This is a genomic window from Gordonia sesuvii, from assembly GCF_036350415.1.
GTDB lineage: Bacteria > Actinomycetota > Actinomycetes > Mycobacteriales > Mycobacteriaceae > Gordonia > Gordonia sesuvii.
Genome location: NZ_JAZDUF010000003.1, coordinates 487,505 through 512,493, shown reverse-complemented (window position 1 = coordinate 512,493; position 24,989 = coordinate 487,505). Strand labels below are relative to the sequence as shown.

27 protein-coding genes and 3 tRNA genes are annotated in these 24,989 nt (G+C 67.9%); 15 read left to right on the top strand and 15 right to left on the bottom strand.

Going from position 1 to position 24,989, the window contains the following annotated elements:
- Positions 1–4 precede the first annotated feature (4 nt).
- The 7 genes from VZC37_RS13220 to VZC37_RS13190 are packed head-to-tail and all read right to left on the bottom strand — an operon-like array spanning position 5 to position 6,156.
- A complete protein-coding gene (locus VZC37_RS13220; protein WP_330433012.1) occupies positions 5–769 on the bottom strand; it encodes a class II aldolase/adducin family protein in 765 nt (254 codons plus the stop codon).
- Positions 769–1,977 carry an aromatic ring-hydroxylating oxygenase subunit alpha gene (locus VZC37_RS13215; RefSeq protein WP_330433011.1) on the bottom strand — a complete coding sequence of 403 codons (1,209 nt, stop codon included), beginning with the start codon at positions 1,975–1,977 and terminating at the stop codon, positions 769–771. The genes VZC37_RS13220 and VZC37_RS13215 overlap by 1 nt, the downstream gene beginning before the upstream one ends.
- Positions 1,974–2,825 carry a sugar phosphate isomerase/epimerase family protein gene (locus tag VZC37_RS13210; protein WP_330433010.1) on the bottom strand — a complete coding sequence of 284 codons (852 nt, stop codon included), beginning with the start codon at positions 2,823–2,825 and terminating at the stop codon, positions 1,974–1,976. Before VZC37_RS13210 ends, VZC37_RS13215 begins: the two co-directional genes overlap by 4 nt.
- Positions 2,819–3,802: an NAD(P)-dependent oxidoreductase gene (locus VZC37_RS13205; protein ID WP_330433009.1), complete on the bottom strand. Its 984-nt coding sequence runs from the start codon at positions 3,800–3,802 to the stop codon at positions 2,819–2,821. Before VZC37_RS13205 ends, VZC37_RS13210 begins: the two co-directional genes overlap by 7 nt.
- 21 nt (positions 3,803–3,823) lie before the next feature.
- Positions 3,824–4,591 carry an amino acid ABC transporter ATP-binding protein gene (locus tag VZC37_RS13200; RefSeq protein WP_330433008.1) on the bottom strand — a complete coding sequence of 256 codons (768 nt, stop codon included), beginning with the start codon at positions 4,589–4,591 and terminating at the stop codon, positions 3,824–3,826.
- Positions 4,588–5,316, bottom strand: coding sequence for an amino acid ABC transporter permease (locus tag VZC37_RS13195; RefSeq protein ID WP_330433007.1), 729 nt, complete (start codon positions 5,314–5,316; stop codon positions 4,588–4,590). The genes VZC37_RS13200 and VZC37_RS13195 overlap by 4 nt, the downstream gene beginning before the upstream one ends.
- 3 nt (positions 5,317–5,319) lie before the next feature.
- Positions 5,320–6,156, bottom strand: coding sequence for an ABC transporter substrate-binding protein (locus tag VZC37_RS13190; protein ID WP_330433006.1), 837 nt, complete (start codon positions 6,154–6,156; stop codon positions 5,320–5,322).
- Positions 6,157–6,376: 220 nt separating this feature from the next.
- On the opposite strand from VZC37_RS13190, the gene VZC37_RS13185 reads away from it, so the two are divergent.
- From VZC37_RS13185 to VZC37_RS13170, 4 genes are read left to right on the top strand one after another with little or no spacing between them, the layout of a single operon-like run.
- A complete protein-coding gene (locus VZC37_RS13185; protein ID WP_330433005.1) occupies positions 6,377–7,306 on the top strand; it encodes an Lrp/AsnC family transcriptional regulator in 930 nt (309 codons plus the stop codon).
- Entirely contained in the window at positions 7,303–7,995 is a 693-nt protein-coding gene (locus VZC37_RS13180) for a 3-phosphoshikimate 1-carboxyvinyltransferase (protein WP_330433004.1), read from the top strand. Before VZC37_RS13185 ends, VZC37_RS13180 begins: the two co-directional genes overlap by 4 nt.
- A gap of 33 nt (positions 7,996–8,028) precedes the next feature.
- Positions 8,029–8,190, top strand: coding sequence for a hypothetical protein (locus VZC37_RS13175; RefSeq protein ID WP_330433003.1), 162 nt, complete (start codon positions 8,029–8,031; stop codon positions 8,188–8,190).
- Between the two features lie 24 nt (positions 8,191–8,214).
- On the top strand, positions 8,215–8,871 hold the full coding sequence (locus tag VZC37_RS13170) for a PaaI family thioesterase (protein ID WP_330433002.1): 657 nt from the start codon (positions 8,215–8,217) through the stop codon (positions 8,869–8,871).
- Between the two features lie 203 nt (positions 8,872–9,074).
- Here VZC37_RS13170 and VZC37_RS13165 read toward each other — a convergent pair whose 3' ends face one another.
- The 3 genes from VZC37_RS13165 to VZC37_RS13155 are packed head-to-tail and all read right to left on the bottom strand — an operon-like array spanning position 9,075 to position 12,191.
- Positions 9,075–10,346 carry a saccharopine dehydrogenase family protein gene (locus VZC37_RS13165; protein ID WP_330433001.1) on the bottom strand — a complete coding sequence of 424 codons (1,272 nt, stop codon included), beginning with the start codon at positions 10,344–10,346 and terminating at the stop codon, positions 9,075–9,077.
- A 58-nt stretch (positions 10,347–10,404) separates the two neighbouring features.
- The gene (locus VZC37_RS13160; RefSeq protein WP_330433000.1) at positions 10,405–11,511 is read right to left on the bottom strand and encodes an AbrB family transcriptional regulator; all 1,107 of its coding nucleotides are present in this window, start codon (positions 11,509–11,511) and stop codon (positions 10,405–10,407) included.
- Positions 11,512–11,564: 53 nt separating this feature from the next.
- Positions 11,565–12,191 (bottom strand): class I SAM-dependent methyltransferase, encoded by a 627-nt coding sequence (locus tag VZC37_RS13155; RefSeq protein WP_330432999.1) that lies wholly within the window; start codon positions 12,189–12,191, stop codon positions 11,565–11,567.
- An 86-nt stretch (positions 12,192–12,277) separates the two neighbouring features.
- Between VZC37_RS13155 and menD the strand changes: the two genes are divergently transcribed.
- Both menD and VZC37_RS13145 read left to right on the top strand, forming a co-directional pair.
- Positions 12,278–13,951 (top strand): 2-succinyl-5-enolpyruvyl-6-hydroxy-3-cyclohexene-1-carboxylic-acid synthase, encoded by a 1,674-nt coding sequence (gene menD, locus VZC37_RS13150; protein WP_330432998.1) that lies wholly within the window; start codon positions 12,278–12,280, stop codon positions 13,949–13,951.
- 111 nt (positions 13,952–14,062) lie between these two features.
- Positions 14,063–14,584: a DUF3592 domain-containing protein gene (locus VZC37_RS13145; protein ID WP_330432997.1), complete on the top strand. Its 522-nt coding sequence runs from the start codon at positions 14,063–14,065 to the stop codon at positions 14,582–14,584.
- Here VZC37_RS13145 and VZC37_RS13140 read toward each other — a convergent pair.
- Positions 14,536–15,150: a Type 1 glutamine amidotransferase-like domain-containing protein gene (locus tag VZC37_RS13140; protein WP_330432996.1), complete on the bottom strand. Its 615-nt coding sequence runs from the start codon at positions 15,148–15,150 to the stop codon at positions 14,536–14,538. The genes VZC37_RS13145 and VZC37_RS13140 overlap by 49 nt on opposite strands.
- A gap of 125 nt (positions 15,151–15,275) precedes the next feature.
- Between VZC37_RS13140 and VZC37_RS13135 the strand changes: the two genes are divergently transcribed.
- Complete coding sequence (locus VZC37_RS13135) at positions 15,276–16,418, top strand: glycosyltransferase family 4 protein (RefSeq protein WP_330433150.1); 1,143 nt, start codon at positions 15,276–15,278, stop codon at positions 16,416–16,418.
- A gap of 66 nt (positions 16,419–16,484) precedes the next feature.
- The gene (locus VZC37_RS13130) at positions 16,485–17,183 is read left to right on the top strand and encodes a demethylmenaquinone methyltransferase (RefSeq protein ID WP_330432995.1); all 699 of its coding nucleotides are present in this window, start codon (positions 16,485–16,487) and stop codon (positions 17,181–17,183) included.
- 217 nt (positions 17,184–17,400) lie between these two features.
- Here VZC37_RS13130 and VZC37_RS13125 read toward each other — a convergent pair whose 3' ends face one another.
- Positions 17,401–18,369 carry an oxygenase MpaB family protein gene (locus VZC37_RS13125; protein WP_330432994.1) on the bottom strand — a complete coding sequence of 323 codons (969 nt, stop codon included), beginning with the start codon at positions 18,367–18,369 and terminating at the stop codon, positions 17,401–17,403.
- A gap of 47 nt (positions 18,370–18,416) precedes the next feature.
- A complete protein-coding gene (locus tag VZC37_RS13120; protein ID WP_330432993.1) occupies positions 18,417–19,712 on the bottom strand; it encodes a geranylgeranyl reductase family protein in 1,296 nt (431 codons plus the stop codon).
- A gap of 100 nt (positions 19,713–19,812) precedes the next feature.
- On the opposite strand from VZC37_RS13120, the gene VZC37_RS13115 reads away from it, so the two are divergent.
- Together VZC37_RS13115 and htpX are read left to right on the top strand one after the other, a co-directional pair.
- Positions 19,813–20,832, top strand: coding sequence for a polyprenyl synthetase family protein (locus VZC37_RS13115; protein WP_330432992.1), 1,020 nt, complete (start codon positions 19,813–19,815; stop codon positions 20,830–20,832).
- Positions 20,833–21,024: 192 nt separating this feature from the next.
- Entirely contained in the window at positions 21,025–21,882 is an 858-nt protein-coding gene (gene htpX, locus VZC37_RS13110; protein ID WP_330432991.1) for a zinc metalloprotease HtpX, read from the top strand.
- Positions 21,883–21,944: 62 nt separating this feature from the next.
- Here the strand turns inward: htpX and VZC37_RS13105 are convergent, their stop codons facing one another.
- A complete protein-coding gene (locus VZC37_RS13105; RefSeq protein ID WP_330432990.1) occupies positions 21,945–22,436 on the bottom strand; it encodes a YajQ family cyclic di-GMP-binding protein in 492 nt (163 codons plus the stop codon).
- Between the two features lie 149 nt (positions 22,437–22,585).
- On the opposite strand from VZC37_RS13105, the gene VZC37_RS13100 reads away from it, so the two are divergent.
- From VZC37_RS13100 to VZC37_RS13080, 5 genes are all read left to right on the top strand, one after another.
- Positions 22,586–22,666: transfer RNA gene (locus VZC37_RS13100), tRNA-Tyr, on the top strand.
- Between the two features lie 119 nt (positions 22,667–22,785).
- Positions 22,786–22,858 (top strand) — tRNA-Thr (locus VZC37_RS13095).
- 20 nt (positions 22,859–22,878) lie between these two features.
- A tRNA-Met gene (locus VZC37_RS13090) sits at positions 22,879–22,952 on the top strand.
- A gap of 85 nt (positions 22,953–23,037) precedes the next feature.
- On the top strand, positions 23,038–23,205 hold the full coding sequence (rpmG, locus tag VZC37_RS13085; RefSeq protein WP_003929651.1) for a 50S ribosomal protein L33: 168 nt from the start codon (positions 23,038–23,040) through the stop codon (positions 23,203–23,205).
- Positions 23,206–23,376: 171 nt separating this feature from the next.
- Positions 23,377–24,459: a fused (3R)-hydroxyacyl-ACP dehydratase subunits HadA/HadB gene (locus VZC37_RS13080; RefSeq protein WP_330432958.1), complete on the top strand. Its 1,083-nt coding sequence runs from the start codon at positions 23,377–23,379 to the stop codon at positions 24,457–24,459.
- Between the two features lie 52 nt (positions 24,460–24,511).
- On the opposite strand, the gene VZC37_RS13075 is transcribed toward VZC37_RS13080, so the two are convergent.
- Positions 24,512–24,676 carry a hypothetical protein gene (locus VZC37_RS13075; protein WP_330432957.1) on the bottom strand — a complete coding sequence of 55 codons (165 nt, stop codon included), beginning with the start codon at positions 24,674–24,676 and terminating at the stop codon, positions 24,512–24,514.
- Positions 24,677–24,989 lie beyond the last annotated feature (313 nt).

The window sequence follows — 24,989 nt, the reverse complement described above, 5'->3', positions numbered from 1 at the left end:
GGTGTCAGTCCTTGTAGTCGGGGGCGATGCGCTCGACGAGCCGGAGCATCGCCTGCCAGGCCAGATCGAGTCCGACGTCGTCGGTGTAGTCGTCGCCGGCGTCCTCGCCGTTGAGCTGCCGCGCGGTGTGCTCGGCGATCCGTTCATCGGGCAACCGGACCTCACCGGCGCGGGTGGCGGCGACCTGGATCTCGCACGCCTTGTTGAGGTAGTGCATCCGCAGGAAGGCCCGCCCCGGTGTCTCGCCGACGGTGAGCAGCCCGTGGTTGCGCAGGATCAGCGAATTGTGGTCACCGATGTCGTCGACGATGCGTTTCTGCTCGTCGAGGTTGAGCGCCACACCCTCGTAGTCGTGGTAGCCGACCCGATTGTGGAACTCCATCGAGATCTGGTTGAGCGGCAGCAGCCCGGTCTCCGACGCCGCGACGGCACAACCGGCGAGGGTGTGCGTGTGCAGGATGCACTGGGCGTCATGACGTTCGCGGTGGATGGCGCTGTGGATGACGAAACCCGCCGGGTTGACCACGGCGTCGGTGTCGCCGACGACGTTGCCGTCGAGGTCGATACGCACCAGGTTCGACGCGGTGATCTCCTCGAACAGCAGACCGTACGGGTTGATGAGGAAATGGTCCTCGGGGCCGGGGATGCGCACGGAGATGTGGGTGAAGATGAGGTCGGTCATCTTGTAGTGCGCGACGAGCCGGTACACGGCGGCCAGTTCGCGCCGCAGTTGTGCCTCGTCGGGTGTCTGTGTTGTGTCTGCGGCCATCAGTAGCCGACCTTGCGTGCCACGAGCTGCTGGAACGCGGCGGTGATCTGGTCCCAGTGGGTGACCAGGTTGGTGCGATCCGAACCGGGTGAGCGCCGGCCCTTCTGCAGCCGGTGCAGGATCGGCATGTCCTGCTCGTTGACCTCGAAGAGGATGTCGGTCAGGCTCTTTCGTGCGGGACTGTACTTCTCCGCGGTCGCGGTTTCGTCGACGAAGATGGCCATGTGCTCGACGGTGCGGTCGGGGGCGACGGCGTCGTAGCCGATGACCTGGAACCAGTCGGCCTCCAGGAACAGCAGCGCGTTGGGAAACACACAGAAAATGTCCTGGCTCTCGGTGCGGTCGGCCGGCACGTCACCGAGGAACGGCAGCGACTCTTCGGTTTTCGCCGCCTTGCCGGCCGCCCCGCGCGGATAGGTGCCGCCGACGATGTGATCGGCGAGCCACACGTCGTCGACGTCGAGCGACGCACTGACCGGTCCGACCTGCGGGTGGATGAACGGCAGGTGATAGAAGTCGAGGAAATTCTCCACCACCAGTTTCCAGTTGACCCCGATGTCGAACTCGCGTTCGTCGGCGAGCTGGATGCGGGTGAAGTCGACGTGATCCCAACGGGAGATGATCGGCGCGAGCATCTGCTCGAAGTCCGCTGCGGCAGCGGCGTCGTCGAGATCGGTGGCCAGGTTGACGAACACCATGCCCGCCCACACGTGCGAGGTCACCGACAGCAGGCCGAGGTCGTCGGCGGCGTCGGGCAGCCCGCGGGAGCGTTCCCGCTTGAAATACGGTGTGGCGTGCAGGCTTCCGTCGAGATTGTACGACCAGCAGTGGTAGGCACACTGGATGCGGCGGCGCACCTTGGCCGGCTCCTCGAGCATCACCATCCCGCGGTGTCGGCACGAGTTGTGGAAGACGCGGATCTCCTCGTCGCTGCCGCGGACGATGAGCAGCGGCTTGCCGCCGACGGTGACCGGATGCACCTGTCCGGCCTCCTCCACCCAGTGGGCGTATCCGGCCCACACCCAGCCCGAGGAGAAGATCCGCTCCTGCTCGAGGTCGAACTCGGCCTGCCCGACGTAGGCACGCGCCGGGATGATCGCGCGCTGGCTGCTGTCGGTCTGTAGGGGGCCGTCGATGATCCGGTTGCCGGCGTCGTTGACGTGGGAGTCGGGCACTTGCGCGAGGGGTGCGGCGTCGCTGATGGTCATCGTTGCTCCTGGAGTTCTCCGGTGGCGGCGCGGAAGGCCTGCGCCGCCCAGTCTTTGAGGGTGAGGGCCTCGGCCCAGCGGTCGGACAGTTCGTTGCCCGCGAGGTCGGTGATGGCGTAGGGGCGGGTGCCGAGCTCGGTGCAGAACACCACGTCGTCGCCGGGATGGCGGACGGCGATGGACCGGAGTCCGGCCTCCCACCAGCCGCGGAAGCGTTTCTCCCAGCCGGCGCCGGCGGGTGTGCCCAGCGGGATCTGCACCTGGCCGCGGGTGGCGATGCGGCCCTGCAACGATCCGCATCGGCCGAGCACGGCGGCGATGAGCGCTTCGTGCTCGGGAGCCGGATCGTCGGGGAGTTCGTTGGCGCACACGAAGTGCGAGAGGTCACCGGCGAGTTCGATGCGCGGATCGAGGTGTTCGAGGAGGAGGGAGGTAAACCGCAGATCGTTGGTGACGGTGTTGCGGTGGGTCTCCACCTGCATCGTGATCCCGGCCTGCCGGCACGTCTCGTACCAGTCGCGCAGCGTGTCGGCGAGCGGCACCGGGTCGAAGCCGTAGATCTGCGCGCACACCACCATTCGGTCGGCGCCGATGCGGTGTGCGTAGTCGATGGCCGCCGACAGTGCGGCGCGGTCGCCGACGAAGGCGAACACCATCGACCGCAGTGCGGTGCCGTGGAGTAGGGGTGCGAGGTCGTCGGCGGCGGGGGCCTGACGTGCACCGAGGTCGACGGCTATACCGGCGAACCCGGCGTCGTCGATCTTCGCGATCTGCTCGGCGAGGGTCCACGGCGTATCCCTGGACGGCAGATCCTCCATCGCCCAGAGGGATTGGTAGACGGTCAGCATGACAGGGCCGCCACATCGTTGATCGGATGTTCTGGGCGGCCGTCGGTGCGCCAGGCGACGACGTTGCGCGCCTGCGCCGTCACATAGCCCGCCGCGGTGGTGTCGGACAGGTAGGCGACGTGCGGGGTGGTCAGGACGTCCGGATGCCGCAGCAGCGGGTCGTCGGCAGGTGGCGGTTCGGCGTCGAACACGTCGAGGGCGGCGCCGGCCAACCGGTGGTCGTCGAGCGCGACCAGCAGAGCGACGTCGTCGACGAGGGCGCCGCGGGCGACGTTGACGAGGTAGGCGTCGTCACGCATCCGCGCGAGCACCGGGCCATCGATGATCCCGCGGGTGTCATCGGTGAGCGGCAGGTGCAGCGACACCACATCGGACTGCTCGATCACGGTCCAGAAATCGGTGGTCTGCACCCCCGGGATCGCGGGTTTGGTGCTACGGGAACCAGAGTCATACGCGAGCACCCGACCCACCGCGGGGGCCGCGAGCGCGGCGTAGGTCCGGCCCGTGCTGCCCAACCCGAGCACCCCGACGGTCACCTCCGACAGCCGCCGGGGCAGTACACGCGGCCGCTCGAGCCACCCGTGGGAATTGCCGGACCCGGCGAAGAATGGGAGGCGACGGAGCAGCGCCAGACTCAACGCCCACGCGTGCGCCCCGACTTCCGGCGCGGCCAGGTCGGCGACGGTGCACACCCAGATGCCGCGGGCGGTGGCCGCCGCGACGTCGACATTGTCGTATCCCCGCGACAGCAGCGCGATGATCCGGAGTCCGGGCAGCCGATCCAGCAGATTCTCGTCGATCGGCGCATAACCGACCAGCAGCGCCGTGGCGTCGGCCGCGGCGTGCGCGATCACCTCGGGTTCGCGGGTCTCGCAGACCTCGACACGGAAACCGTTGTCGGTCAGCAGGTCGACGCCGATACGGGGATCGAGGTCGTCGGTGTCGGTGTAGACGGCGAGCGGACGGTGATCGCTCATCTCGGGGTACTCACTTCTGTCTCAGTGCAGGTGGGATAGGAACTGCTGGGTGCGTGGGTGGCTCGGATCGTCGAAGAACGTTGCCGGCGGGCCGGACTCGACGATCTGCCCGTCGTCGAACAGGGCGACCTCGTTGGCGACCCGGCGGGCGAACCGCGTCTCGTGGGTGACCACGACCATCGTCATCCCTTCGTCGGCCAGCTGCTCCATCACGTCGAGCACCTCACCGACCAGCTCGGGATCGAGCGCCGACGTCGGCTCGTCGAACAGCATCACCGACGGATTCATCACCAGCGCACGGGCGATGGCGACGCGCTGCTGCTGGCCGCCGGACAGCTCGCTGGGGTAGTGCTTCATCCGGTGTGCCATGCCCACCCGCTCCAGCATCGCCTCGGCCCGATCGCGGGCGTCGTGCTTCGACACACCCGCAACCTCTGTCAACGCCAGCGTGACGTTGTGCATCACGTCGAGATGGGCGAACAGGTTGAACCGCTGGAACACCATCCCGATGTCGCGGCGCTGCTTGGCCAACTGCGCCTCCCGAAGCGGTCGGGTGCTGCCGTCGGTGGCCACGGAGACGCCGAGTTGCTTGCCGTTGAGCAGGATCTCGCCGTCGTCGGCGGGCTCGAGCAACGCCAGCAGACGCAGGATGGTCGACTTGCCGGACCCGGATGGTCCGAGCAACGCCTTGACCTCGCCCTTGCCGACGGTCAGGTCGACACCTTTGAGGACCTCGGTGTCGCCGTAGCTGCGGTGCAGGTTGATCGCCTGCAGGACCGGCTCGGTCATGCCGGGACCTCCTGTGATCGGGGTGCGGTCCGTGAGGTGCTGTTGCCCTTGGAGATCCACTGGTAGCGACGCTCGAGGAAGTACTGCCCGAGCATGGCGATGCTAACGATGACGAGGTAGTAGATCAGTGCGGCCGAATAGTATTCGGCGTAGCGGAACGTGACCGAGACCTCCGACTGCGCGGTGGTCAGCAGCTCGCGCAGTGAGATCACCGATGCCAGCGATGTGTACTTCAGCATCGCGATGAACTCGTTGCCGCTCGGCGGGATGGCCACCTTGATCGCCTGTGGCAGCACCACTTTGAAGAGCACCTTGTGCGGCGGCAGACCGAGTGCGCGGGCGGCGATGTGCTGTCCGTCGTCGACGCTGAGCAGTGCCGACCGCAGGATCTCGGCCATGTAGGCGGCCTCGACCACGGCGAACCCGACGAACGCCGCCAGGAACGGGGTGAACCAGTTCTCCCGGAGCGCCGGGAAGAGCTGGGGTCCGGCGTTCCAGATGATCAGCAGCACCAGCAGGGTGGGGATGGCCCGGAAGAACCAGACGTAGGTCCAGCCCACCGAGCGGGCACCCGGGTTCTTGGCGATCCGCAGCAGCGCGACGACGAAACCGATGATGGTCGCAGCGATCATCGACACCACGGCCAGCCCCAGCGACAGCAGCGCCCCACGGAAGAACGTGCCGGAGGTCAGCGCGTCGATGAAGACGTCGAAGTCGAAGGTCATGGTCTACTCGGTGACGATGCTGTTGGGGTCGAGGCCGTACTTCTCGGCGATCTGCGCGAGGGTTCCGTTGGCGTTGAGTTCTTGCAGGCCCTCGGTGACGGCGGGGCTCAGCGGCGACTCCTTGAGGGTGAAGACGCCGAACTTGGTCTCGGCGGGGAAGACGCCCGGGATGGGCTTCAGTTGGCCGTTCGACTTGCCCACCATGTCGACGACGGCGACGTCGGTCTCGATCAGCGCGTCGGCCTTGCCGTTGGTCACCGCGGCGACCGTCTCTGCGGTCTTCGGGTAGGGCTGCACGGTGATGCCGGGCTTGCCCTCGGCCTCGAACTTCGCCGAGAGGTCCTTGAGGGTGAGCTCGTTGGAGCCGCCACCCTGCACGGCGACGCTCTTACCCGAGAGGTCGTCGGCGGTGGTGATGTCGGTGGTCGCGGTCGGCACGATGAGACCCGGGCCGGTGTTCATGAACGGGCTGCCGTCGGCGACCTCGAGACGCTCGGGGCTCAGATACAGTGCCGCCCAGAGGATGTCACAGCGCTTCGCCTGCAGTGCGGGCATCAGGCCGTCGAAAGACGTGTTCTGGAAGCTGATCTCGAGACCCCACAGGTCGGCGAGGGCGCGCGCTCCGTCCGGATCGAAACCGACCGGGGTGGAGGTGTCGCCGTCGGCGAAGTACTCCATCGGCGGGTACTCCGGGTCGGTGCACACCGACAGTTGACCTTCGCGCAGGAGACCCGCGGGTGCGTCGCCGGATGCCTCGGTGCCCTCACTGCCGCCGCTGCAGGCGGCGAGAGATGCTGCCGCGAACACGGTGGCGGCGATGCTGACCAGAACTCTTCGCATGGTGGTGATCCTCGGACCTCGTCGTGATGGGTGCCGGCCCTGATCGCCGGTCGTTCGAAGGACACATTAGGTCTGCGTAGAATCGTCGTGCAAAATGAGATTGTCAGTTCGACGGCCTGAATCTGCAGAAACGAGCGACGATCTGTCGATTTGTGAGCAGTTCCCGGTTCTGGACCCCGATCGGCTGCAAAATGACCCAATCGCCCTGGAGAGTGTTCAATTGTTAACTTCTCGTGATGAGACCAGGCACGGCTCGCTCGCCGGTGTCGACCTGCAGATCCTCGAAGAACTGCGGGCCGACGGGCGGATCACCGCGAACGATCTGGCGGATCGGGTGGGCGTCTCCCGCACCGCCGCGGCCCGCCGTTTGGGCCAGCTCCTGGATGAGGACATCGTCCGGGTGGTTGGGATCGTGCATCCGCTGACCCTGGGCATCCGGTCGCTGGCACATGTCTCCCTGACCGTCGACAAACCGGTGCGTCGCGTAGGCGAAACACTCGGCGCGATGCCCGAGGTGCCGTTCGTGTCGCTGGCCTCCGGGAGCTTTCCGCTCATTGCCGAGGTGCGCGCCCGAGACGACGCCGAGTTGGCCGCCGTGCTCGACCGCGTCCGGTCGGTGGACGGGGTGCTGGCCACCGAGACGCTCTACTACACCAACCTCGCCGTCGACGTCCTCCGCCCCGCCCAGGCCGCCGACGTGGAGATCGATCGGGTCGATGCGAAGATATTGTCGCACTTGCAATTCGACGGCAGGATGCCGTTCACGACGCTCGCCGAGAAGGTCGGGGTGTCCACCGGGACCGCGCGGACCCGGGTGCTGCGAATGATCGACAACGGCGTCGTCCGGATCGGGGCCATCGTCCGGACCGGCCGGCGGGAGAGCCGGATCGACGTCGGCGTGGGGATCTCGTTGCGCGGCCCGGTGTCGCAGGCGGGGGACCTGTTGGTGGAGATGCCGGAGGTGCGCTTCCTCGCCGAGACCCTCGGCCGCTACGACCTGCTGGCGACCATCGACGCGAACTCGCTGACGGACGCCGTCAGCGTGCTGGACCGTCTCCGGGCTATGCGGTCGGTGCTGCGGATCGACAGTTGGGTGCACCTGGACACCGTCAAAGAGAGCTACCACTACCCGATGGAGGTACGACCATGAACGACACCGGATGGTGGCGCGTGCCCACGGCGGCCGCACCGGTACGGGCGCGGGTGAACGCGCCCACCGCAGGCGATGACACGACACCCGACTTGTTGGTGGCCGGTGCGTTCGCCGCGGCAGGGCTGGTCACCGGCGGCACAGTGCTGGTGCGCAACTGGCCGGAAAACGTCCCTGCCGCGGAGGCACTTGCGGTCGCGTTCGCCGACATGGGCGGCTACGTCGTGTCGTCGTCGGTCGGCCTGACCGTGACCGGCCGTTCGACGAGCGGGGATGTCGATCCGGTCACGATCGATCTGGCGGATGCTTCCGGGGTCGCGCCGTTGCTGCTGGTGGTCGCGAGCCTCGCGGGCGGGGTCAGTCGCTTCGTCGGCCCGGCGGACGCTGCTGCGCTGGCCGTGGTCGACAACCTGCGCCGGCTCGGCGTCCGAGTCGACGTCGAGGGCGGACGAGTGACCGTCGTCCCAGGTCAGGCCGCGGCCGGGCGGTGGGAGTCGGCCGGCGACGTCGACGTCGCGCTGGCCGGTCTGGTCGCCGGCCTCGTCGTCGACGGAATCGAGCTCACCGACTGGGCGGTCGTGGAGAACCGGTATCGCGGGTTCACCGGCGAGTGGACCCGCATGCTCAGCGCCGACGAATACCTCGTGCCGGGCAGCGACCTGCTACCTCACGAGTACGTCACGCGTTGACCACGCCCCCACAAATGGTGGCATCCTGGGGTCGTGGGTTGGATCATCGCAGCGATCATCATCACCGTGTGGGTCACGGTGTCGGTGGTGCTCGCCCTGGTGATCGCGCGGGCCGTGCGGCTGCGCGACATCCACGAGAAGCCCCAGCCGGTCCACGACGACTTCGGCCCACCGGGATCACATCGCGACGCGTGAACGGCCGTTCTATACGGTTGATCCATGAGTGACGGTGCCAGCAGTCCGGAGACCACCACCGAGATCGAGGAAGATCCGCACGAAGGTGGGTTCCGCGCACACACCGCCATCACCACCGAACGGGGCGGTCCCCGCTACGGCGAGTTCAGCGAGCAGGTCCGTGCCCTCATGGACAACGTCCGCTACGCATGCCCGCCTCCGGAGGTGGCCGACGAACTGATCGAGCAGCTCGCGGCGATCAACGAGAAACTCGATGCGACCCGCATCGACGAGTGGCACTCGCCGTCGGGCACCCGCATCGACCTGCCGGCGCGCGGCAACATCACACTTCCGCCGTTCGAGGTGACAGAGGTCAACGATGACGGCGTGTTCGCCACCGTGACGTTCCGCGACTTCCATCTCGGCGGCAACAAGGCGGCGCACGGCGGGCACGTGGCGGTCGCATTCGATGATCTCGGCGGTTACGCCTCTGCGGTCGCGATTCAGGGTGTCTGCCGAACCGCTTATCTCACAGTGCAATACCGCTCGATCACCCCGCTGAACACGCCGCTGCAGGCGCACACGTGGGCCGACCGCGTCGACGGTCGCAAGGTGTTCACCAAAGGTGCGCTCTACGACGGTGATCGGCTCTGCGCGGAGATGGACGCCCTGTTCATCAAGCTGAATCCGGGGCAGCAGTAGGGGGTTTCGGCTGTGCGGCTCGGCGGGTCTCGATACGCCTCGTCGCAGGCTCCTCGGCTACTCGACCAGCGGTTGGGGGAGCCTCGACCAGCGGTTGGGGGACCCCTCGACCAGCGGTTAAAAGCGGGCGCGGCTACTCCGTGGATCGAGTAGTAACGAACGAAGTGAGTTACGTATCGAGATCGACCAGCGAATAGTGCTGGCTACGTGAGCTCGACGGCGTCGAGGGTGGCGCCGGCGTCGCGCAGGCGCCGGACCAGGACCTCGCCCATCGCGGCGGCCGGCGTGAGGACGCCGGTCAGCGGGGACAGGCGGTCGCGTTCGAGCGCCAGGGATAGCGCACTCTCGCCGAGCATCACCGCGGTGGCCTTGTAGCCGGGGTCGCCCTTCATCCGCATCTCCGAGCGGTAGCGGCGGCCGGTACTGGTCGTCGTGTAGGTCTCGGTGATGAACGAGCCCTTCTCACGCGCCTTTTCGCTCGGGCCCTCACCGGGCTTCGGCAGCAGACGGTCGAGCAGCTTGCGGGTGGGGCCGAAGCTCATCGCGCCCAGGAACGCGCCCGTGCCGACGGCGACGGCACCCGCCGCGACCGTGGAGACGCCGGGGATCTTGCCAACCGACATGGTCTCGGCGTAGTGGAAGTCCGGGCCGTAGGCGTTGTCGAGCAAGGCGTTGGTGCGCCGCACGATCCGGGTGTTGGAGGCGGCCATGAAGAACGGCGCCAGCGTGCCGCTCATCGACGGGTCGACCTTCTTGGCGCTCATCATCGACATGTCGCTGGGCTCGGACTTGATGGCCGGCCGCGGGGTGTCGCCCGGCTTTCCGGACAGCGAGTGCGGATTGAGCACCAGCCGCCGTGTCTCCGCGTTGCGTGACTCCTCGGCCATCACCCGCACCGAATCGAAAGTGCCGCCGGAGATCCCGCCCTTGAACGACTTGACGACGAAGGTGGTGTCGGTGAGTTCACCGGCCTTGTCGTCGGAGATCTTCTGGAACAGCAGGTACACGCCGAGATCGGATGGCACGGAATCGAATCCGCATGAATGGACGATGCGGGCGCCGGTGGCCTGCGCGGTCTCGTGTGCCTTGTTGATGGAGTAGTGGACGAACGGTGCCTCGCCGGTGAGGTCGACGTAGTCGGTGCCGGCGCTCGCCGCGGCGACGACGAGCGCCTCGCCGTAGCGCAGGTAGGGGCCGACGGTGGTGCAGATGACGCGGGTGCGGGAGACCATCGCATCGAGCGAACTCGGCGACGACGCGTCGGCGACGATCAACGGCCAGTCGTGGGCGCGGTCGGGCAGTCGTTTGCGGACCGCGGCGAGTTTGGTCTCCGACCGCCCGGCGAGCGCGACTTTGGTGCCGCGTGGCCCGTGTTCGGCCAGGTAGCGGGCGGTGAGTTCGCCGACGAAGCCGGTCGCGCCGAACACGACGACGTCGAACTCGCGGGCATTGGTCGGATTGGCGTCCCCGTTCATGTCCTCGACTCTAGACAGACGGACGAGGCGGGTCGAGGTCCCCTCGTGGGGCTCGCGCTCACGGGCTCAGTCGGCGCGCGAAGGCGCGGGCGGCGAACGGCGCGACGAACAGCATCAACAGCACCCGCAGGATCTGGGCGGCGACGACGAACGCGACGTTGTCGCCCGCCGCGGTGGCCGCGGCGAGCACGGCATAGATCCCGCCCGGGGTGGTGGCCAGATAGCAGTCGAACATCGACTCGCCGGTCCACGCCGACAGCGCCACCCCGAGCAGCGCGCACCCGACGCCGATGCCGAGGATCAGCACCAGCGCGGCGGGCAGCACACGCCCGATGGCGCGCAGACGTTCCATGGTGAAGCCCAGACCCGCCTGCCAGCCGATGACCGCGTAGGCGACGGTGAGCAGGATCGTCGACACCTCGGCGTCGCCGGCGAGGCCGGTCAGTTCGGCGACCGTGGCCAACGCCATCGGACCGAGCAACCCGGCGGCGGGCAACCGGATCAGGCGGCCGAGCGGGATGCCGACACCCAGGCAGACGGCCAGCAACAGCAGGCCCCAGCCCTGGTCGGCGACGGTGGGCGGCTCTTGGCGCACCGCCGTGGATTCGGCGTGGAACACGACCGACGCGACCAGCGGGATGCTGATCGTCACCAGCGCTACCCGCAGGTACTGGATGACCGCGACCATGCGTTCGTCGCCGCCGAACTCGCGGGTCAGGGCGACCAGCCCGGACGCCCCGCCGGCGACGAGCGCCAGGGACCCCGTCAGCGGGTCGACGAGTCGGTGCAGGCCGAGCAACGCGCCGCCGATCACCGACAGGGCGAGCGTGGCGAACCCGATCACAAGGACCGGAAACCACGACGAACCGAGACCCGACATCGTCTCGGGGTCGGCCATCGTGCCGATGAACACACCGAGCACACCCTGCGCAGCCTGCATGATCGGGCGCGGGATGGCCGGCGGGTCGGGGTCCTCGGGGTCGGGATCGCCATCGTCCGAGCCCGTCGGCCGGGCGGCGCGAAGCCGGGGCGGCCCGAACCCGGCGATGGCCAGAATCGCCGCAACGACGAGTCCGGCGAACAACGCCGCCGCGTCGACGTCGAGAAGTTCGAGGAGGTACGTCGCACCCGCGGTCAGGAGGGCGAGCAGAATCCAACGACGCACTTGGTTGAGGGTATTACCGGAGGTCTCGATACGCCTCGTCGCAAGCTCCTCGGCTACTCGACCAGCGGTATTCGCGCGACGCCCAGGTTCATCGCGGCCATCGGCTTCGGGGTGCCCTGCTGATAGAAGCGGTCGATGGTCTCCACGGTGAGGCCCGAGTCGGCGAGGACGCCCGGGATGTCGCGGGTGAGGTGGCAGCCGCCGGCGACGCGTTTCTGGATCGGCTCGAGCCGTCGCTGCCAGCGGCGCACCGACTCGTCGGGGGCATTGCCGTGTTCGAGGAAATGCAGGGTGCCGCCCCTCTTCACCACGCGCTGCACCTCCGACAACGCCGCCGCGAGGTCCGGGATGGTGCACAGCGTGAAGGTGGTGAGCGCATGGTCGAAGGTGTCGTCGTCGAAGGGCAGGCGCTGACCGTCGAGGCCCGCCCGGTCGATCGGTACGCGTGACCCCGCGACCCGGTCGGCGGCGATCTTCCATCCGCGGTCATTGGGTTCGATGGCCGCGATCCGCGTCACCGTCTCCGGGTAGGCGCCGACGTTGAGCCCGGACCCGAATCCGAGTTCGACGACGTCGCCGGACAGGCCTTCGCAGGTGCGTCGGCGCAGTGGTTCGAGCACCGACATTCCGCAGGTGAGGTTGATCAGGTGGGGCAGGATGCGGTCGTCGTAGAAGCCCATGTGTTCATGGTGCGCCTTGTGGCGTGACGAGCACCACTGTTGTTAGGCCGTGCGGATGACAGGTCGCGTCGTCCTAGGCTGGAGGGATGAATCCCTCGACTCTGCAGGCGCGCGTCATCGTCGACGAGATGATCCGCTGCGGTGTCACCGAGGCGGTCCTGTGCCCGGGGTCGCGCAACGCGCCGTTGGCGTTCGCGCTGCACGCGGCCGATGTCGCGGGTCGCCTTCGGCTGCATGTGCGGATCGACGAACGGTCGGCGGGGTTCCTGGCGCTGGGGCTGGCGGTGTCGTCGGGGCAGCCGGTACCGATCGTGATGACCAGCGGTACCGCGGTGGCCAACATGAGTCCGGCGGTCTTCGAGGCCAACTATGCGCGTGTGCCGCTGGTGGTGGTGAGCGCGAACCGGCCGTATGAGTTGTTGGGGTCGGGGGCGAACCAGACCGTCGAACAGTTCGGCATCTTCGGCACCCAGGTGCGGGCCGCGATCAGTCTCGGTCTCGCCGAGCAGGACCTGGACACCAACAGCCAGTGGCGATCGGCGGTCGGTCGCGTGCTGGCGGCCGCGCGGGGTGCCCGCACCGGCAACGCCGGCCCCGTGCAGTTCGACATTCCGCTGCGTGAACCGCTCGTCCCGGACCCCGAGGTCGGGCCCGACGACGACCTCGGCACGTTCGCCGGCCGGCCGGGCGGTGTGCCGTGGACCCAGGCGCCGGTCGGCAAACTCGACGTGCCGCTGCCCATCGACCTGTCGCTCGACACCGTCGTCGTGTCCGGGCACGGAGCCGGCGTCCACCCGGCGCTGGCCGGGATTCCAACGGTCGCGGAACCGACTGCGCCGCATGCCGATACGCCGCTGCATCCGCTGGCCCTCGATTCGGTACGTCCGCAACAGGCGATCATCTGCGGGCGCCCGACGCTGCACCGTGGGGTGTCGCGGCTGCTGGCCGACCCGGCCGTCACCGTGTATGCCCTGACCACCGGTCCGCGCTGGCCCGATGTCTCCGGCAACGTGTACGCCACCGGGACGCGGGTGGAGCCGACCGGTGAGCCGCGCGAGGAGTGGCTCAAGGAGTGCGCCGACGTGCAGCAGCGGGTGCTCGGCGCCGTCGACGCCGAACTCGACGGTCGGCTCGACGACCCGGCCGCCACCACCGGGCTGCACGTCGCCCGGGTGGTGAGCGCGGCCATGCGGCCGGGCGATCAGCTCGTCGTCGGCGCCAGCAACCCGATCCGCGACGTCGCGCTCGCCGGCCGCGTCACCGACGGTGTGCGGGTGCTGTCCAACCGTGGCGTGGCCGGTATCGACGGCAGCAACTCGACCGCGATCGGTGCGGCGTTGGCGTTGGACCGATCGTCGCCGGGGGCGCACACCATCGCCCTGATGGGTGACCTCACCTTCATCCACGATGCCACCGGACTCGTCATCGGGCCGGGGGAGCCGCGGCCGTCCTGCCTGCGGATCGTGGTGGCCAACGACGACGGCGGCGGCATCTTCGGCCTGCTGGAGCAGGGCGACCCGCGCTACAACAGCGGCCCGTACGTCGGTGCCTACGAGCGGGTGTTCGGCACCCCACATTCCGCCGACCTCGCGTCGCTGTGCGCCGGTTTCCACGTGCCGCATCGGCGGGTGACGATCGGCGAGTTGTCGTCGGTGCTGGCCGAGGATGCGCCCGATGGTGGCGTGGAGGTGGTCGAGGTGATCACCGACCGTGCCCACCTGCGTGCGGTGCATGCGGCGATTGCGGGGCGGGTCGGGTAGGCGACTGCAGGTTCTGGCCGCACTTCCAGGTTCCGGCTTGGACACGGAACTGCGGCCAGAAGCTGGAGGTGCGGCCAGAACGTGGGGGCGGGCGGCGCTACGCTGGTCGACGTGAATCCGACCATCCTGCGGCGTAGCCAGTACGTGCTGGTGCTGCTCGGCATGGTCATCACGACCATGGCGGTGGTGCTGGTCGCAGGATGTCACCGCAACGACGCGCAGATCGACCGGAACACGGCAACCGTGATGGCCGACGTCGTGTCGGCCGACCGGCTGCACGCCGCGGTCAACTTCCAGACCCCCGACGGCGACTTCCACAGTCCGCGGCTCGGGCTGCTGTACCCGACCGAACTGACGCAGGGCCAGCGGATCAGCGTCGAGTACGACGCCACCAACCCCGACCTCGCACGACCCGCCGGGCGCAGCTGGACCCTGGCGATCGTCCCGGCGTTGTCGATCATCGTCGTCGGCTGGCTGATCGTCGGTGCGGTGATGGTGCTGCTCGCCGAGATCAACCGGCGTCTGAACGCGCGGCGTGCCCGCTCAGACGGTGACAACGACGAGGCGGATCAGGACGACACGGATCAGGACGGCACCACCGAGCGTTCCGAACCCGAGACCAGCAACGCCTGATCGTCTTCGAGCATCCGCAGGGTGAATCGGCTGCCGTAGCGCGTCCGCAGCTCGTCGACCACCGCGCGGCCGGAGACGATGCCGTCGGCGTGCGGCACGATCACCTCGTCGATCCAGCCGAGACCTGTCGTCGAGGTGAGACCTGGGGCCTCGGCCGGGTCGTCGAGCAGCCTGAGCGGTTCGATGTCCGCGCCGACGACGCAGGCCCCGGCACTGACACCCAGGTAGGGGAGACCTGCGCGGACGCGGTCGGTGAGCAGTCGGTCGAAGCCGGTGCGGCGCATCGTCGCGAGCAGATGGAAGACGTTGCCACCCGAGACGAAGACGGCGTCGACGGCGTTGAGCGCGATGCCCAGCTGCGCGACCGACATGGCGTCGATGTCGATGTCGACGACGTCGAAGCCTTGGTCGAGCAGCGTGGTGCGATCAAGATCGACCCACGCCCGATCCGGATAGATCGACGACGCGGTCGGGACAAAGCCGACACGCGCGCCGGGCCCGCACCTTTCGGCGAGAAAGCCGGGGACCGCGCCCAGCCAGCGACTGAGCAGCAGCAATTCGGTCACGTCTGAAGTGTCCCTGACATGCGGTGAAACATCCGAGGTCGACGCCCGGGCGTGTTCATCCGATCTTCGACATGTCGTCACGTGTTACCACCACCGAGGACAAGCCCCTGCCGGACACTGGCGGCATGCGGGTCGCGATTGTCGCCGAGAGCTTCTTGCCGCAGATGAACGGAGTGGTCAATTCCGTCCTGCGGGTGGTCGACCATCTCGAAAGAACCGGCCATCAGGCATTCGTCATCGCCCCCGACACCCCGCGCGGTGAGCTTCCCGCGCCCCGGATGGTCGGGCGGCGGACCCCGGTACACCTGGTCCCGTCGGTGATGGTGCCGAAGGTGACGTCGCTGCCGATCGGGGTGCCCACCCCCTCCTTGTACCGGGCGCTGCGCGACGTCGAGCCCGACGTGGTGCACCTGGCGTCGCCATTCGTGATCGGAGCGGCCGGTGCCGTCGCCGCCCGCCACCTGGACATACCGTCGGTCGCCGTCTTCCAGACCGACGTGGCGGGGTTCGCCGCGAGCTACGGCCTCGCGGTGACCTCGCGACTCGCCTGGCGCTATACCCGACGACTGCACGAAATGTGCGACCGTACCCTCGCACCGTCGTCGGAGACCATGAAAGACCTTGCCCTGCGCGGTGTTCCGCGACTGTTTCGCTGGGGACGTGGTGTGGACGTCGAGCAGTTCGACCCGGTACACCGCGACCCGCAACTCCGTGCTGGGTGGGGTGCCGAGGATCGGCTGGTCGTTGGTTTCGTCGGCCGGCTGGCACCGGAGAAGCACGTCGAGCGGCTCGCCGCCCTCGCGCAGGACCCGTCGGTGCAGCTCGTGATCGTCGGCGACGGCCCGGAACGGTCACGGCTCGCCTCGATGATGCCCGGCGCGGTGTTCACCGGGGAACTGCGGGGAGCGCTTCTTGCCCGTGCGTACGCCAGCTTCGACGTCTTTGTCCACGCCGGCGAGCACGAGACCTTCTGCCAGACCATCCAGGAGGCGATGGCCTCCGGACTGCCGGTCATCGGACCCGACGCGGGTGGCCCGCGGGATCTGGTCGCGCACGTCCGCACCGGCTACCTGCTCGCGCCCGACGAGTTCGCGGACCGGCTGCCGTCGGTGGTCGACGTCCTGCGCGACCCGGTACTGCGCACCGAGATGGGACGCTCCGGCCTGAACGCCGTACGCGCCCGCACCTGGCCGGCGGTGTGCGATCAACTACTCGGCCACTATCGCGCGGTGACCGGGATTGACGACGTGCAGAGCCTCGCCGGCTGAGTCGCCCCGGTTGAGACGCACGGCGCGATGCCGCTCGGCGTCCCCGCGGGCGGTAGCGTGGTCGGCATGGGAACGGGCTCGCAGGATCGCGCAACTCTCGACAAGGATCCGGCCGAGGTTGCGGCGATGTTCGACGGCGTCGCCAAGCGCTACGACCGCACCAACACGGTGCTGTCGTTCGGGCAGGACCGCAGCTGGCGTAAGAAGACCCGCCGCGCGCTCGACCTGCGACCCGGAGACATCGTCCTCGATCTCGCCGCCGGGACCGCGGTGTCGACGGTGGAGCTCGCGACGTCCGGCGCGCACTGTGTGGCCGCCGATTTCTCGCTGGGCATGCTGAAGGCCGGTGCCCACCGCGACGTCCCCAAGGTCGCCGCCGATGCGCTGGCCCTGCCGTTCGCCGACGAATCCTTTGACGCCGTCACCATCTCGTTCGGGCTGCGCAATGTCCACGATGCCCCGAAGGCGTTGTCGGAGTTGCGGCGGGTTTTGAAACCCGGTGGGCGATTGGTGATCTGCGAGTTCTCCACGCCGACGCTGCGTCCGTTCCGGACCGTGTACATGGAGTACCTGATGAAGGCCCTGCCCGCGGTCGCGACGAAGGTGTCGAGCAACCCGTCCGCGTATGTGTATCTCGCCGAATCGATTCGGGCCTGGCCGGACCAGCCGCATCTCGCAGCGCTGATCCGGTCGGCGGGCTTCTCGAATGTGGCCTGGCAGAACCTCACCGGCGGGATCGCGGCGATTCATTCGGCCGTTCGTTAGGTACGCGCAGGGGGACGTTGACCCGATCCCTGAGGAGCCCCGCGAGCAACGAGCGGGGCGTCACGAAGGGCCCCCGACAGGCCCCTTCGTGACGCTCGCAAGCTCGCTCCTCAGGGAACGGTGGACGCTCGCAAGCTCGCTCCTCAGGGGGCGGTGGCGACGTTTCCCCCTGATCCCTGAGGAGCCCCGTGAGGAACGAGCGGGGCGTCACGAAGGGTCATGCCGAATGCTGCTCCTCGTCGGTCGCAGTCGACACCCCGTGCGGCACAGGACACCCGGGCGCGAACGTGCCCAGTTCGTCGAGCCGATACCCATTCGGGTAGCCGCGGACCTGAGGTGTCTGACGACCGAACAACGGCTCCGTCCGCGGACGCGCGAACAACCGGATGGCGAGGCCCCGCGCCTTGAGACCTCCGCGCGCCAGAACCCGCTCGACGACAGTGGGTTTCGGGTAGCCGAATGCCTCCAGCAGCCGATCGTCCATGAGCGCGAACGACAATCGACGCACCACCGGACGCGGCAGGAGGCGGTACGGCATGAAGGTGCCGAGTAGATCGAGGGTGGCGTCGGCAACGGCCAGCGACTTGGCGCTGTAGCTGAAGTGACGTTCCTCGTAGTCGTTGTAGAACCGTTCGAACTCCGCGTAGGTCTCGGGGATTTCCTTGATCGCCATGTGTTTTCCGAGGCGACGGTAGTGGTTGGTGAGGCCGGTGACCTCGTGTTCGGTGAGCGTGCGCCACTCGTAGGCGTTGACCCACTCCACCGGACAGACCACGAACGTCGACAGGACGTAGAGCATGTCGTCGTTGGAGATGTCGTACATCGCGTGCATCTGATTGATGCGACGGATGCCGGCTCGCCCGGCAGGACTGTCGAATCCATGCTCGACCGGCGCGTCGAGCAGCAAGACGGTGTCGTCGTAGCGCTTCTGCGTGTTCTCAGTGAATTGCCGGGTGTCGTAGAGCAACTCGCCGATGGACGGCACCGCGTAGGTGCGGAAGAGCGCGAAGCTCAGTGCCTGGGTCATGCCCCAGGGGAACTCCTGCGTGGCGAGCAGCCGCGCGATCGCGACCGGGTCGTCGACAGCGTCGATCTGGTCGATCTCGCCCCGAAGTCGGTAGCGCGTGGCGAGCCGATTCTGGATGGCGCGTTGGGCGCGGGTGGCGGCTGCGGTGACGACGGACATGGGTTGGAACATATCACCTGGTTTGTTCCAACGCCGCTCGGGGCAGGTCAGCGGAACGGCGGCCGGTCGTCGACGCGGGTGGACACGCGGCCGGCGGTGCGCCATGCCCGCGCAACCAGGTCGGCGTCGTCGGGGGTGATCAGGTTGCCCATCACCCGCACCACCAGCGACATCAGCCGGGCCGATCGGATACCCGGTCGTCCCAGCGCCGGCACCGCCTGCGGCACGGTGAGCAGGCCGGCCAGGCGCCGCGCCGCGGAGAACGCCAAGCCGTAGTGCCCGACGAGCAGGTCGCGCCAGCGGGTGGTGTGGTCGGGGGAGCGGCGGGTGTCGTCGAGCAGTTCGACGGCGAGTCGCCCGGTCTCGAGGGCGTAGTCGATGCCCTCGCCGTTGAGCGGGTTGACGCAGGCCGCCGCGTCGCCGATGAGCATCCAGTTGCGTCCGGCGACCCCGGTCACCGCGCCGCCCATCGGCAACAGCGCCGACGTCACGAGGCGCGGAGGTCCATCGATGCCCCATTCGTCGCCGACCATCCGGGCGTAATGCTCGAGGATCGGTCGCAGCGCCATGTGCGCCGGTCGCTTGGCGGTGGCGAGTGCCCCGACGCCCACGTTGAGCAGCCCGCCCGACACCGGCAGCGGTCCGGGGGCGACGTCGCCGAGCGGGAACACCCAGCCGTACCCAGGTAGCAGGTCGCCGTCGGGGCCGCGCAGTTCCAGATGGGAGCCCATCCAGTTGTCCTCGGCCCGGCGGGACGGCACGTACGCACGCGCGGCCACCCCGTAGGCGGTGTCGCGATGCCACTGGCGGCCGAGCGTCTTGCCGAGGCCGGAGCGCACACCGTCCGCGACGATGACGTCGCGCACCGCGATCGAGCGTCGCCCGTGCCCGTCGTCGACGATCACGTCGGTGATCCGCCCGTCCGCGAGCGTGGCGTCGACAGCTTTGGCGCCCTGCACCATTCGCGCGCCGCGGCCGACCGCGTGAGCGCGCAGGGCGTCATCGAACTCCGTGCGGGACACCGCGCTGCCGTAGGCCGGAAAACGGCCGGACGGCCACGGCACCCGCTGCTCGGCGCCCCAGCCGTGCAGGTCCAGCCCGGCGATGCGGGGCCGATCGTCCAGGAACGCGCCCAGCCCGAGGTCGTCGAGCTCGGCGACGGCCCGCGGGGTGAGTCCGTCGCCGCAGGTCTTGTCGCGCGGAAACGTCGCCGCATCCAGCAGCACCACGTCATGCCCGGCGGCCGCTGCATGCGCGGCCGCCGCCGACCCACCCGGACCGGCGCCGACCACGAGGACATCGGCCCGTGCGGGGATCGTGGGCGGGGGTATGTCGCTACTCACCCGACCAGTATGTCGGGCCGCGACTACGACTAGGCTCGGCACCATGGCAGCCGTGCCCGAAGGCCGACTGCGACCGACGACGAGATGGAGCGGCTAGCGCGTGAAGTCCACATTCGCCGGGTTGGACCTGGGCACCGACGAGTTCGCCGAGACGGTCCGATCGTCGTTGGCGCAGGTCGAGGACTTGTTGCTGACCGAGCTGTCGTCGGGTGACGAGATCATGACCGAGGCCGCGACGCACCTGGCCAAGGCCGGTGGCAAACGCTTCCGTCCCATGTTCGCGATCCTGTCTGCGCAGTTCGGAGCGCGGCCGGACGCGTCGGAAGTCATCACCTCAGCGACGGTCGTGGAGATGATCCACCTCGCCACGCTGTACCACGACGATGTGATGGACGAGGCGCAGCTCCGCCGCGGCGCCGCCAGCGCGAACTCCCGGTGGACCAACTCGGTCGCGATCCTGTCCGGTGACTTCCTGTTCGCCCGCGCATCGCGGCTGGTGTCGACGCTCGGCCCCGAGGCGGTCCGCATCATCGCCGAGACGTTCGCGGAGCTGGTGACCGGTCAGATGCGCGAAACCGTGGGAGTGCGCGAGGGCGGCGACCCGATCGAGCACTACCTGCAGGTGGTGTGGGAGAAGACCGGGTCGCTGATCGCCGCATCCGGCCGGTTCGGTGCGATGGCCGCGGGCGCCACCGCCGACGACGTCGAGCGGCTGTCGAAACTCGGCGACATCATCGGCACCGCATTCCAGGTGTCCGACGACATCATCGACATCAGCTCGGTCAGCGGTGACTCCGGCAAGACGCCGGGCACCGACCTGCGCGAAGGCGTCCACACGCTGCCGGTGCTGTACGCCCTGCGCGACGACGACGCCGAGGCGAAACGACTTCGGGACCTGCTGCTCGACCCCGCGACCGGTGCGGCCCGGCCGGTCACCGACGATGCCGCGGTCGCCGAGGCCATCGAGGTGCTCAACGCGTCGTCGGGGATGAAGGCGGCACACAATCGGTTGCGCGCCTACGCCGACGAAGCGGAGTCGGTTCTCGCCCAGCTACCCGACGGCCCCGCGCACGGCGCATTGAGTTCGCTGGTGCGCTACACCATCGACAGGACGGGATAGCCGGAACGGGTTCTGGCCGCACCTGCAGCTTCTGGCCGCAGTTCCGTGTCCAAGCCGGAACCTGGAAGTGCGGCCGGAACTGTCGGTGCCCTCGATGACGGAGCCCGGAAACTCTGCTGACCTCTCAGTCGTTTGGCACAGTGACAGCACCCCGGCGACGGGCGTCGGGCGATGCGGGAGAACGAGGGACACATGCACTTCAATGGTCTGAAGACGGCCGCGTTGATGGGGCTGATGTCGGCGATCATCGTCGGCATCGGCGCGATGTTCCAGAGCCCGACGATCCTGCTGTTCGCGGTGGTGCTCGCGATCGGCACCAATGCCTACGTCTACTTCAACTCCGCCAAGCTGGCCCTGCGGTCGATGCGTGCGCAGCCGGTCACCGAGGTCGAGGCGCCGGTGCTGTACCGCATCGTCCGCGAGCTCGCGACCACCGCACGTCAGCCGATGCCGGCGCTCTACATCAGTCCGACCGAGTCACCCAACGCCTTCGCGACCGGCCGCAACCCGAAGAACGCCGCCGTCTGCTGCACCGCGGGCATCCTGCGGCTCCTCGACGAGCGGGAGCTGCGCGCGGTGCTCGGCCACGAACTATCGCACGTCTACAACCGCGACATCCTGATCTCTTCCATCGCCGGCGCGATGGCGTCCATCATCACCGGCCTGGCGAACTTCGCGTTCTTCTTCGGCGGCGGTCGCAACGGCAACGGTCCCGGAATCCTCGGCGTGCTGTTGATCACGCTGCTCGGCCCGCTGGCCGCAAGCGTCATCAAGATGTCGGTGTCGCGGTCGCGCGAGTATCAGGCCGATCAGTCGGGTGCCGAGCTCACCGGCGACCCGCTCGCGCTCGCGTCGGCGCTGGCCAAGATCAGCGGCGGCATCGACCGCGCACCGCTGCCCGAGGACCCGAAGATCGAGTCGCAGTCGCACCTGATGATCGCCAACCCGTTCCGTGGTGGCGGCGTCGCCAAACTCTTCTCCAGCCACCCGCCGACCGAGGACCGGATCGCGCGGCTGCATGAGATGGCGAGGCGGTCGGGCCGCGGCTAGCCGGCTCTGGATTCTCGCGGCGCGATTGCGGGTTTTGTCGGCGAGATGATGAAGGCCGAGGGTCAGCGGTAGTTCACGAACTGCAGCGCGATCCCGAAGTCCTCGCCCTTGAGCAGCGAGATGACGGCCTGGAGGTCGTCGCGCTTCTTGCTGGAGACGCGGAGTTCGTCGCCCTGGATCTGCGCCTTGACGCCCTTGGGGCCCTCGTCGCGGATCTTCTTGGAGATCTTCTTGGCGTGGTCGGAATCGATGCCCTGGACCAGGGTGCCGGTGATCTTGAACGTCTTGCCGGAGGCGGCGGGTTCGCCGGCGTCGAACGCCTTGAGCGAGATGTCGCGGCGGATCAGCTTCTCCTTGAACACCTCGAGCCCGGCCTGTGCGCGCTCCTCGGCGTCGGAGGTGATGACGATCGCTTCCTCGCCGGACCACTCGATGCCGGTGTTGGTGCCGCGGAAGTCGTAGCGCTGCGACAGCTCCTTGGCCGCCTGGTTGAGGGCGTTGTCGACCTCCTGGCGATCGATCTTGCTCACCACGTCGAACGATGAATCAGCCATGCCCGACAGCCTATCGGGCGTGCCGGGGACGTCTGGCCGGAACCCATCGGGGACTGCGCTGAGCAGCCGGTTTGCGTGGATACCGGCACGTCGTTGTATTCTTCACGGCGTTGTTCTCACAGCCGTCCGGCGGTTGGATGGACAGCACCGGCAGGTTGCCCGAGCGGCCAAAGGGAGCGGACTGTAAATCCGTCGCGCAAGCTACATAGGTTCGAATCCTATACCTGCCACAACGTGGTCATACGCTGACAAGTCGGCGCTCGCCACCGGTCGTGAAGTGCGATTTGGTGAGCGCCGGTTTTGGTGTGTAACCTCGTTAAGGCTCTCGAGCAGAAATGCCCGGGGACACGCCCCCTTAGCTCAGTCGGCAGAGCGTTTCCATGGTAAGGAAAAGGTCGACGGTTCGATTCCGTCAGGGGGCTCGCTGGACCCCAGTCCACATGGCGGTGTAGCTCAGCTGGTTAGAGCGCACGACTCATAATCGTGAGGTCGAGGGATCGAGCCCCTCCACCGCTACACATCGGTGCCGAACCAGTTCGGAGCCGACACGCAAAGGGCGCGCCGAGCCCGCCGAACGTACCACCCGAAAGAAGGCAACGAAGTGGCCTCCTCAACAGATGTTCGCCCCAAGATCACCTTGGCGTGCGAGGTGTGCAAGCACCGTAACTACATCACCAAGAAGAACCGTCGCAACGATCCCGATCGTCTCGAGATCAAGAAGTTCTGCCCGAACTGCGGCAAGCACCAGGCGCATAAGGAATCGCGCTGAGCGCATCACCGGCGATTCCGGTATGAACGACCATGCGGGCTGCCTCTTGACGCAAGAGGTGGCCCGCAGCCGTAGGGCGGCGAACCGGTCCGCACTGACCGGCCTCTCGCCCGACGGCCCCGACAGCCAGCAGTCGCCACGGGGTTTGGCGGAGTGAAGGAGCGGCACCCGATGTCAGTGACCGAAACCGAGATCGCGCAGCGGATCGAGGATCTGAAGAACGGTGTCAAGCTGACTCCGGAGGAGATCGCAGCCCACACCAAAGAGATGGTGGGCTACAACTACACCGTCGACGACTACTACGAGGTCGGCCGCGAAGAGGTCCGCAAACACGCCCGCGCTGTCCAGGACGATCACCCCGTCCACTGGAACGAGCAGATGGCCGCCGAGATGGGGCATGACACCCTCATTGCCGCGCCCACGTTCGTCTCCGTTCTCGGCATCATCGCCCAGCGTCGACTGTTCGAGGACATCGTCACCGGCTACGACCTGTGGCAGATCATGCAGACCGATCAGCGTCTGGTGTTCCACCAGCCCGTCAAGGTGGGCGATCAGCTCATCTGCGACGTCTCGCTCGAGTCGTTCCGCCAGATGGCCGGCACCGACGTGATGGTCACCAAGAACATCATCTGGAATCAGTACGACGAGCCGGTGATGACCACCTGGACCAGCCTCGTCGCGCGGCCGGCCGTCGAGGCCGATCCCGAGGTTCTCGACAAGCTCGAGCACGTGATGATGAAGGTCGACCGCGAAGCGGTCATGCCCAAGACCGTGCACGGACCGTTCGAGCGGTACTCGCTGCCCGATCCGCAGGTCGATCCGAAGCCGTACTCGGCGATCAACTTCGACGACCTGTCCGTCGGCCAGGAACTGCCGGCGATCACCAAGACGCTGACCCGGGGCAACCTGGTCAACTACGCGGGTGTGGCCGGCGATCCCAACCCGATCCACTTCTCCGACGAGGTCGCGAAGGTGATCGGCCTGGAGACCGTCGTCGCGCACGGCATGCAGTCGATGGGTCTCGGTGCGAGCTTCGTCAGCAGCTTCGTCGGCGACCCGGCCGCGATCTTCGAGTACAACGTGCGCTTCACCAGCCCGGTCTACGTGCCGGCCGAGGGATACGCGCAGGTCGACTTCACCGGCAAGATCAAGTCGCTCGATCCGGAGACCCGCCGCGGCGTGATCGCCATCGTCGCCAAGCAGGGCGATCGCAAGATCTTCGGTCGCGCGTTGGCGCACGTGCAGTTCAACTGAGGTCGTCGCCGCCCGATAAGCGGCTCACTGCCCCCGAACGTGACCGCCTGCATCACGTGGCAGCGGGGTCGATTGGATAATCCAGTTCGCGCCCGTCTCCGGTGATGTCCGCGGTCAGTTTGCGGCGGCGCGGGGCCAGATGGTGGCCACCATGAACCGCATCGAGCACACGGTCCATCATCGTGGGCCACCCGTACACGATGTCCTGGTAGGTCATGGGCATGCGGTGCAGGTCCGAGGCTGGTGGCGATCTGGTCGCGTCGACGGTCCTCCTGGTAATTGTCGCTGACGGTGTGGTGCGCCCTGCTGTCGATCTCGATCAGGAGGCGGTCGCCCACCTTCAGGTCGACATGCCCGAGTCCGGGCACGTAGACCTGCACCTCGACCTTGAGGCCCAGGCTTCGCAGCCGGAGCCGAGCCATCGTCTCCGTGCCGGAGGCGGCGCGTTCGTCACACCTGTCGAGACATGCCCACAGGTGCTTTGGCCCGCCGGCGAACGCGGATTCGACCTCGCGGGGTGTCAGGAGTTC

What these genes read in the sequence shown, in the direction of transcription:
- VZC37_RS13190 (WP_330433006.1), bottom strand. Translation starts at nt 6,156, where the DNA reads ATGCGAAGAGTTCTGGTCAGCATCGCCGCCACCGTGTTCGCGGCAGCA.
- VZC37_RS13075 (WP_330432957.1), bottom strand. Translation starts at nt 24,676, where the DNA reads ATGACCTACCAGGACATCGTGTACGGGTGGCCCACGATGATGGACCGT.
- VZC37_RS13155 (WP_330432999.1), bottom strand. Translation starts at nt 12,191, where the DNA reads ATGGGCTTCTACGACGACCGCATCCTGCCCCACCTGATCAACCTCACC.
- VZC37_RS13180 (WP_330433004.1), top strand. Translation starts at nt 7,303, where the DNA reads ATGAACGACACCGGATGGTGGCGCGTGCCCACGGCGGCCGCACCGGTA.
- htpX (WP_330432991.1), top strand. Translation starts at nt 21,025, where the DNA reads ATGCACTTCAATGGTCTGAAGACGGCCGCGTTGATGGGGCTGATGTCG.
- VZC37_RS13205 (WP_330433009.1), bottom strand. Translation starts at nt 3,802, where the DNA reads ATGAGCGATCACCGTCCGCTCGCCGTCTACACCGACACCGACGACCTC.
- VZC37_RS13130 (WP_330432995.1), top strand. Translation starts at nt 16,485, where the DNA reads ATGGGAACGGGCTCGCAGGATCGCGCAACTCTCGACAAGGATCCGGCC.
- VZC37_RS13170 (WP_330433002.1), top strand. Translation starts at nt 8,215, where the DNA reads ATGAGTGACGGTGCCAGCAGTCCGGAGACCACCACCGAGATCGAGGAA.
- VZC37_RS13210 (WP_330433010.1), bottom strand. Translation starts at nt 2,825, where the DNA reads ATGCTGACCGTCTACCAATCCCTCTGGGCGATGGAGGATCTGCCGTCC.
- VZC37_RS13080 (WP_330432958.1), top strand. Translation starts at nt 23,377, where the DNA reads ATGTCAGTGACCGAAACCGAGATCGCGCAGCGGATCGAGGATCTGAAG.
- VZC37_RS13135 (WP_330433150.1), top strand. Translation starts at nt 15,276, where the DNA reads ATGCGGGTCGCGATTGTCGCCGAGAGCTTCTTGCCGCAGATGAACGGA.
- VZC37_RS13200 (WP_330433008.1), bottom strand. Translation starts at nt 4,591, where the DNA reads ATGACCGAGCCGGTCCTGCAGGCGATCAACCTGCACCGCAGCTACGGC.
- VZC37_RS13125 (WP_330432994.1), bottom strand. Translation starts at nt 18,369, where the DNA reads ATGTCCGTCGTCACCGCAGCCGCCACCCGCGCCCAACGCGCCATCCAG.
- VZC37_RS13220 (WP_330433012.1), bottom strand. Translation starts at nt 769, where the DNA reads ATGGCCGCAGACACAACACAGACACCCGACGAGGCACAACTGCGGCGC.
- VZC37_RS13165 (WP_330433001.1), bottom strand. Translation starts at nt 10,346, where the DNA reads ATGAACGGGGACGCCAATCCGACCAATGCCCGCGAGTTCGACGTCGTC.
- VZC37_RS13105 (WP_330432990.1), bottom strand. Translation starts at nt 22,436, where the DNA reads ATGGCTGATTCATCGTTCGACGTGGTGAGCAAGATCGATCGCCAGGAG.
- VZC37_RS13215 (WP_330433011.1), bottom strand. Translation starts at nt 1,977, where the DNA reads ATGACCATCAGCGACGCCGCACCCCTCGCGCAAGTGCCCGACTCCCAC.
- menD (WP_330432998.1), top strand. Translation starts at nt 12,278, where the DNA reads ATGAATCCCTCGACTCTGCAGGCGCGCGTCATCGTCGACGAGATGATC.
- VZC37_RS13195 (WP_330433007.1), bottom strand. Translation starts at nt 5,316, where the DNA reads ATGACCTTCGACTTCGACGTCTTCATCGACGCGCTGACCTCCGGCACG.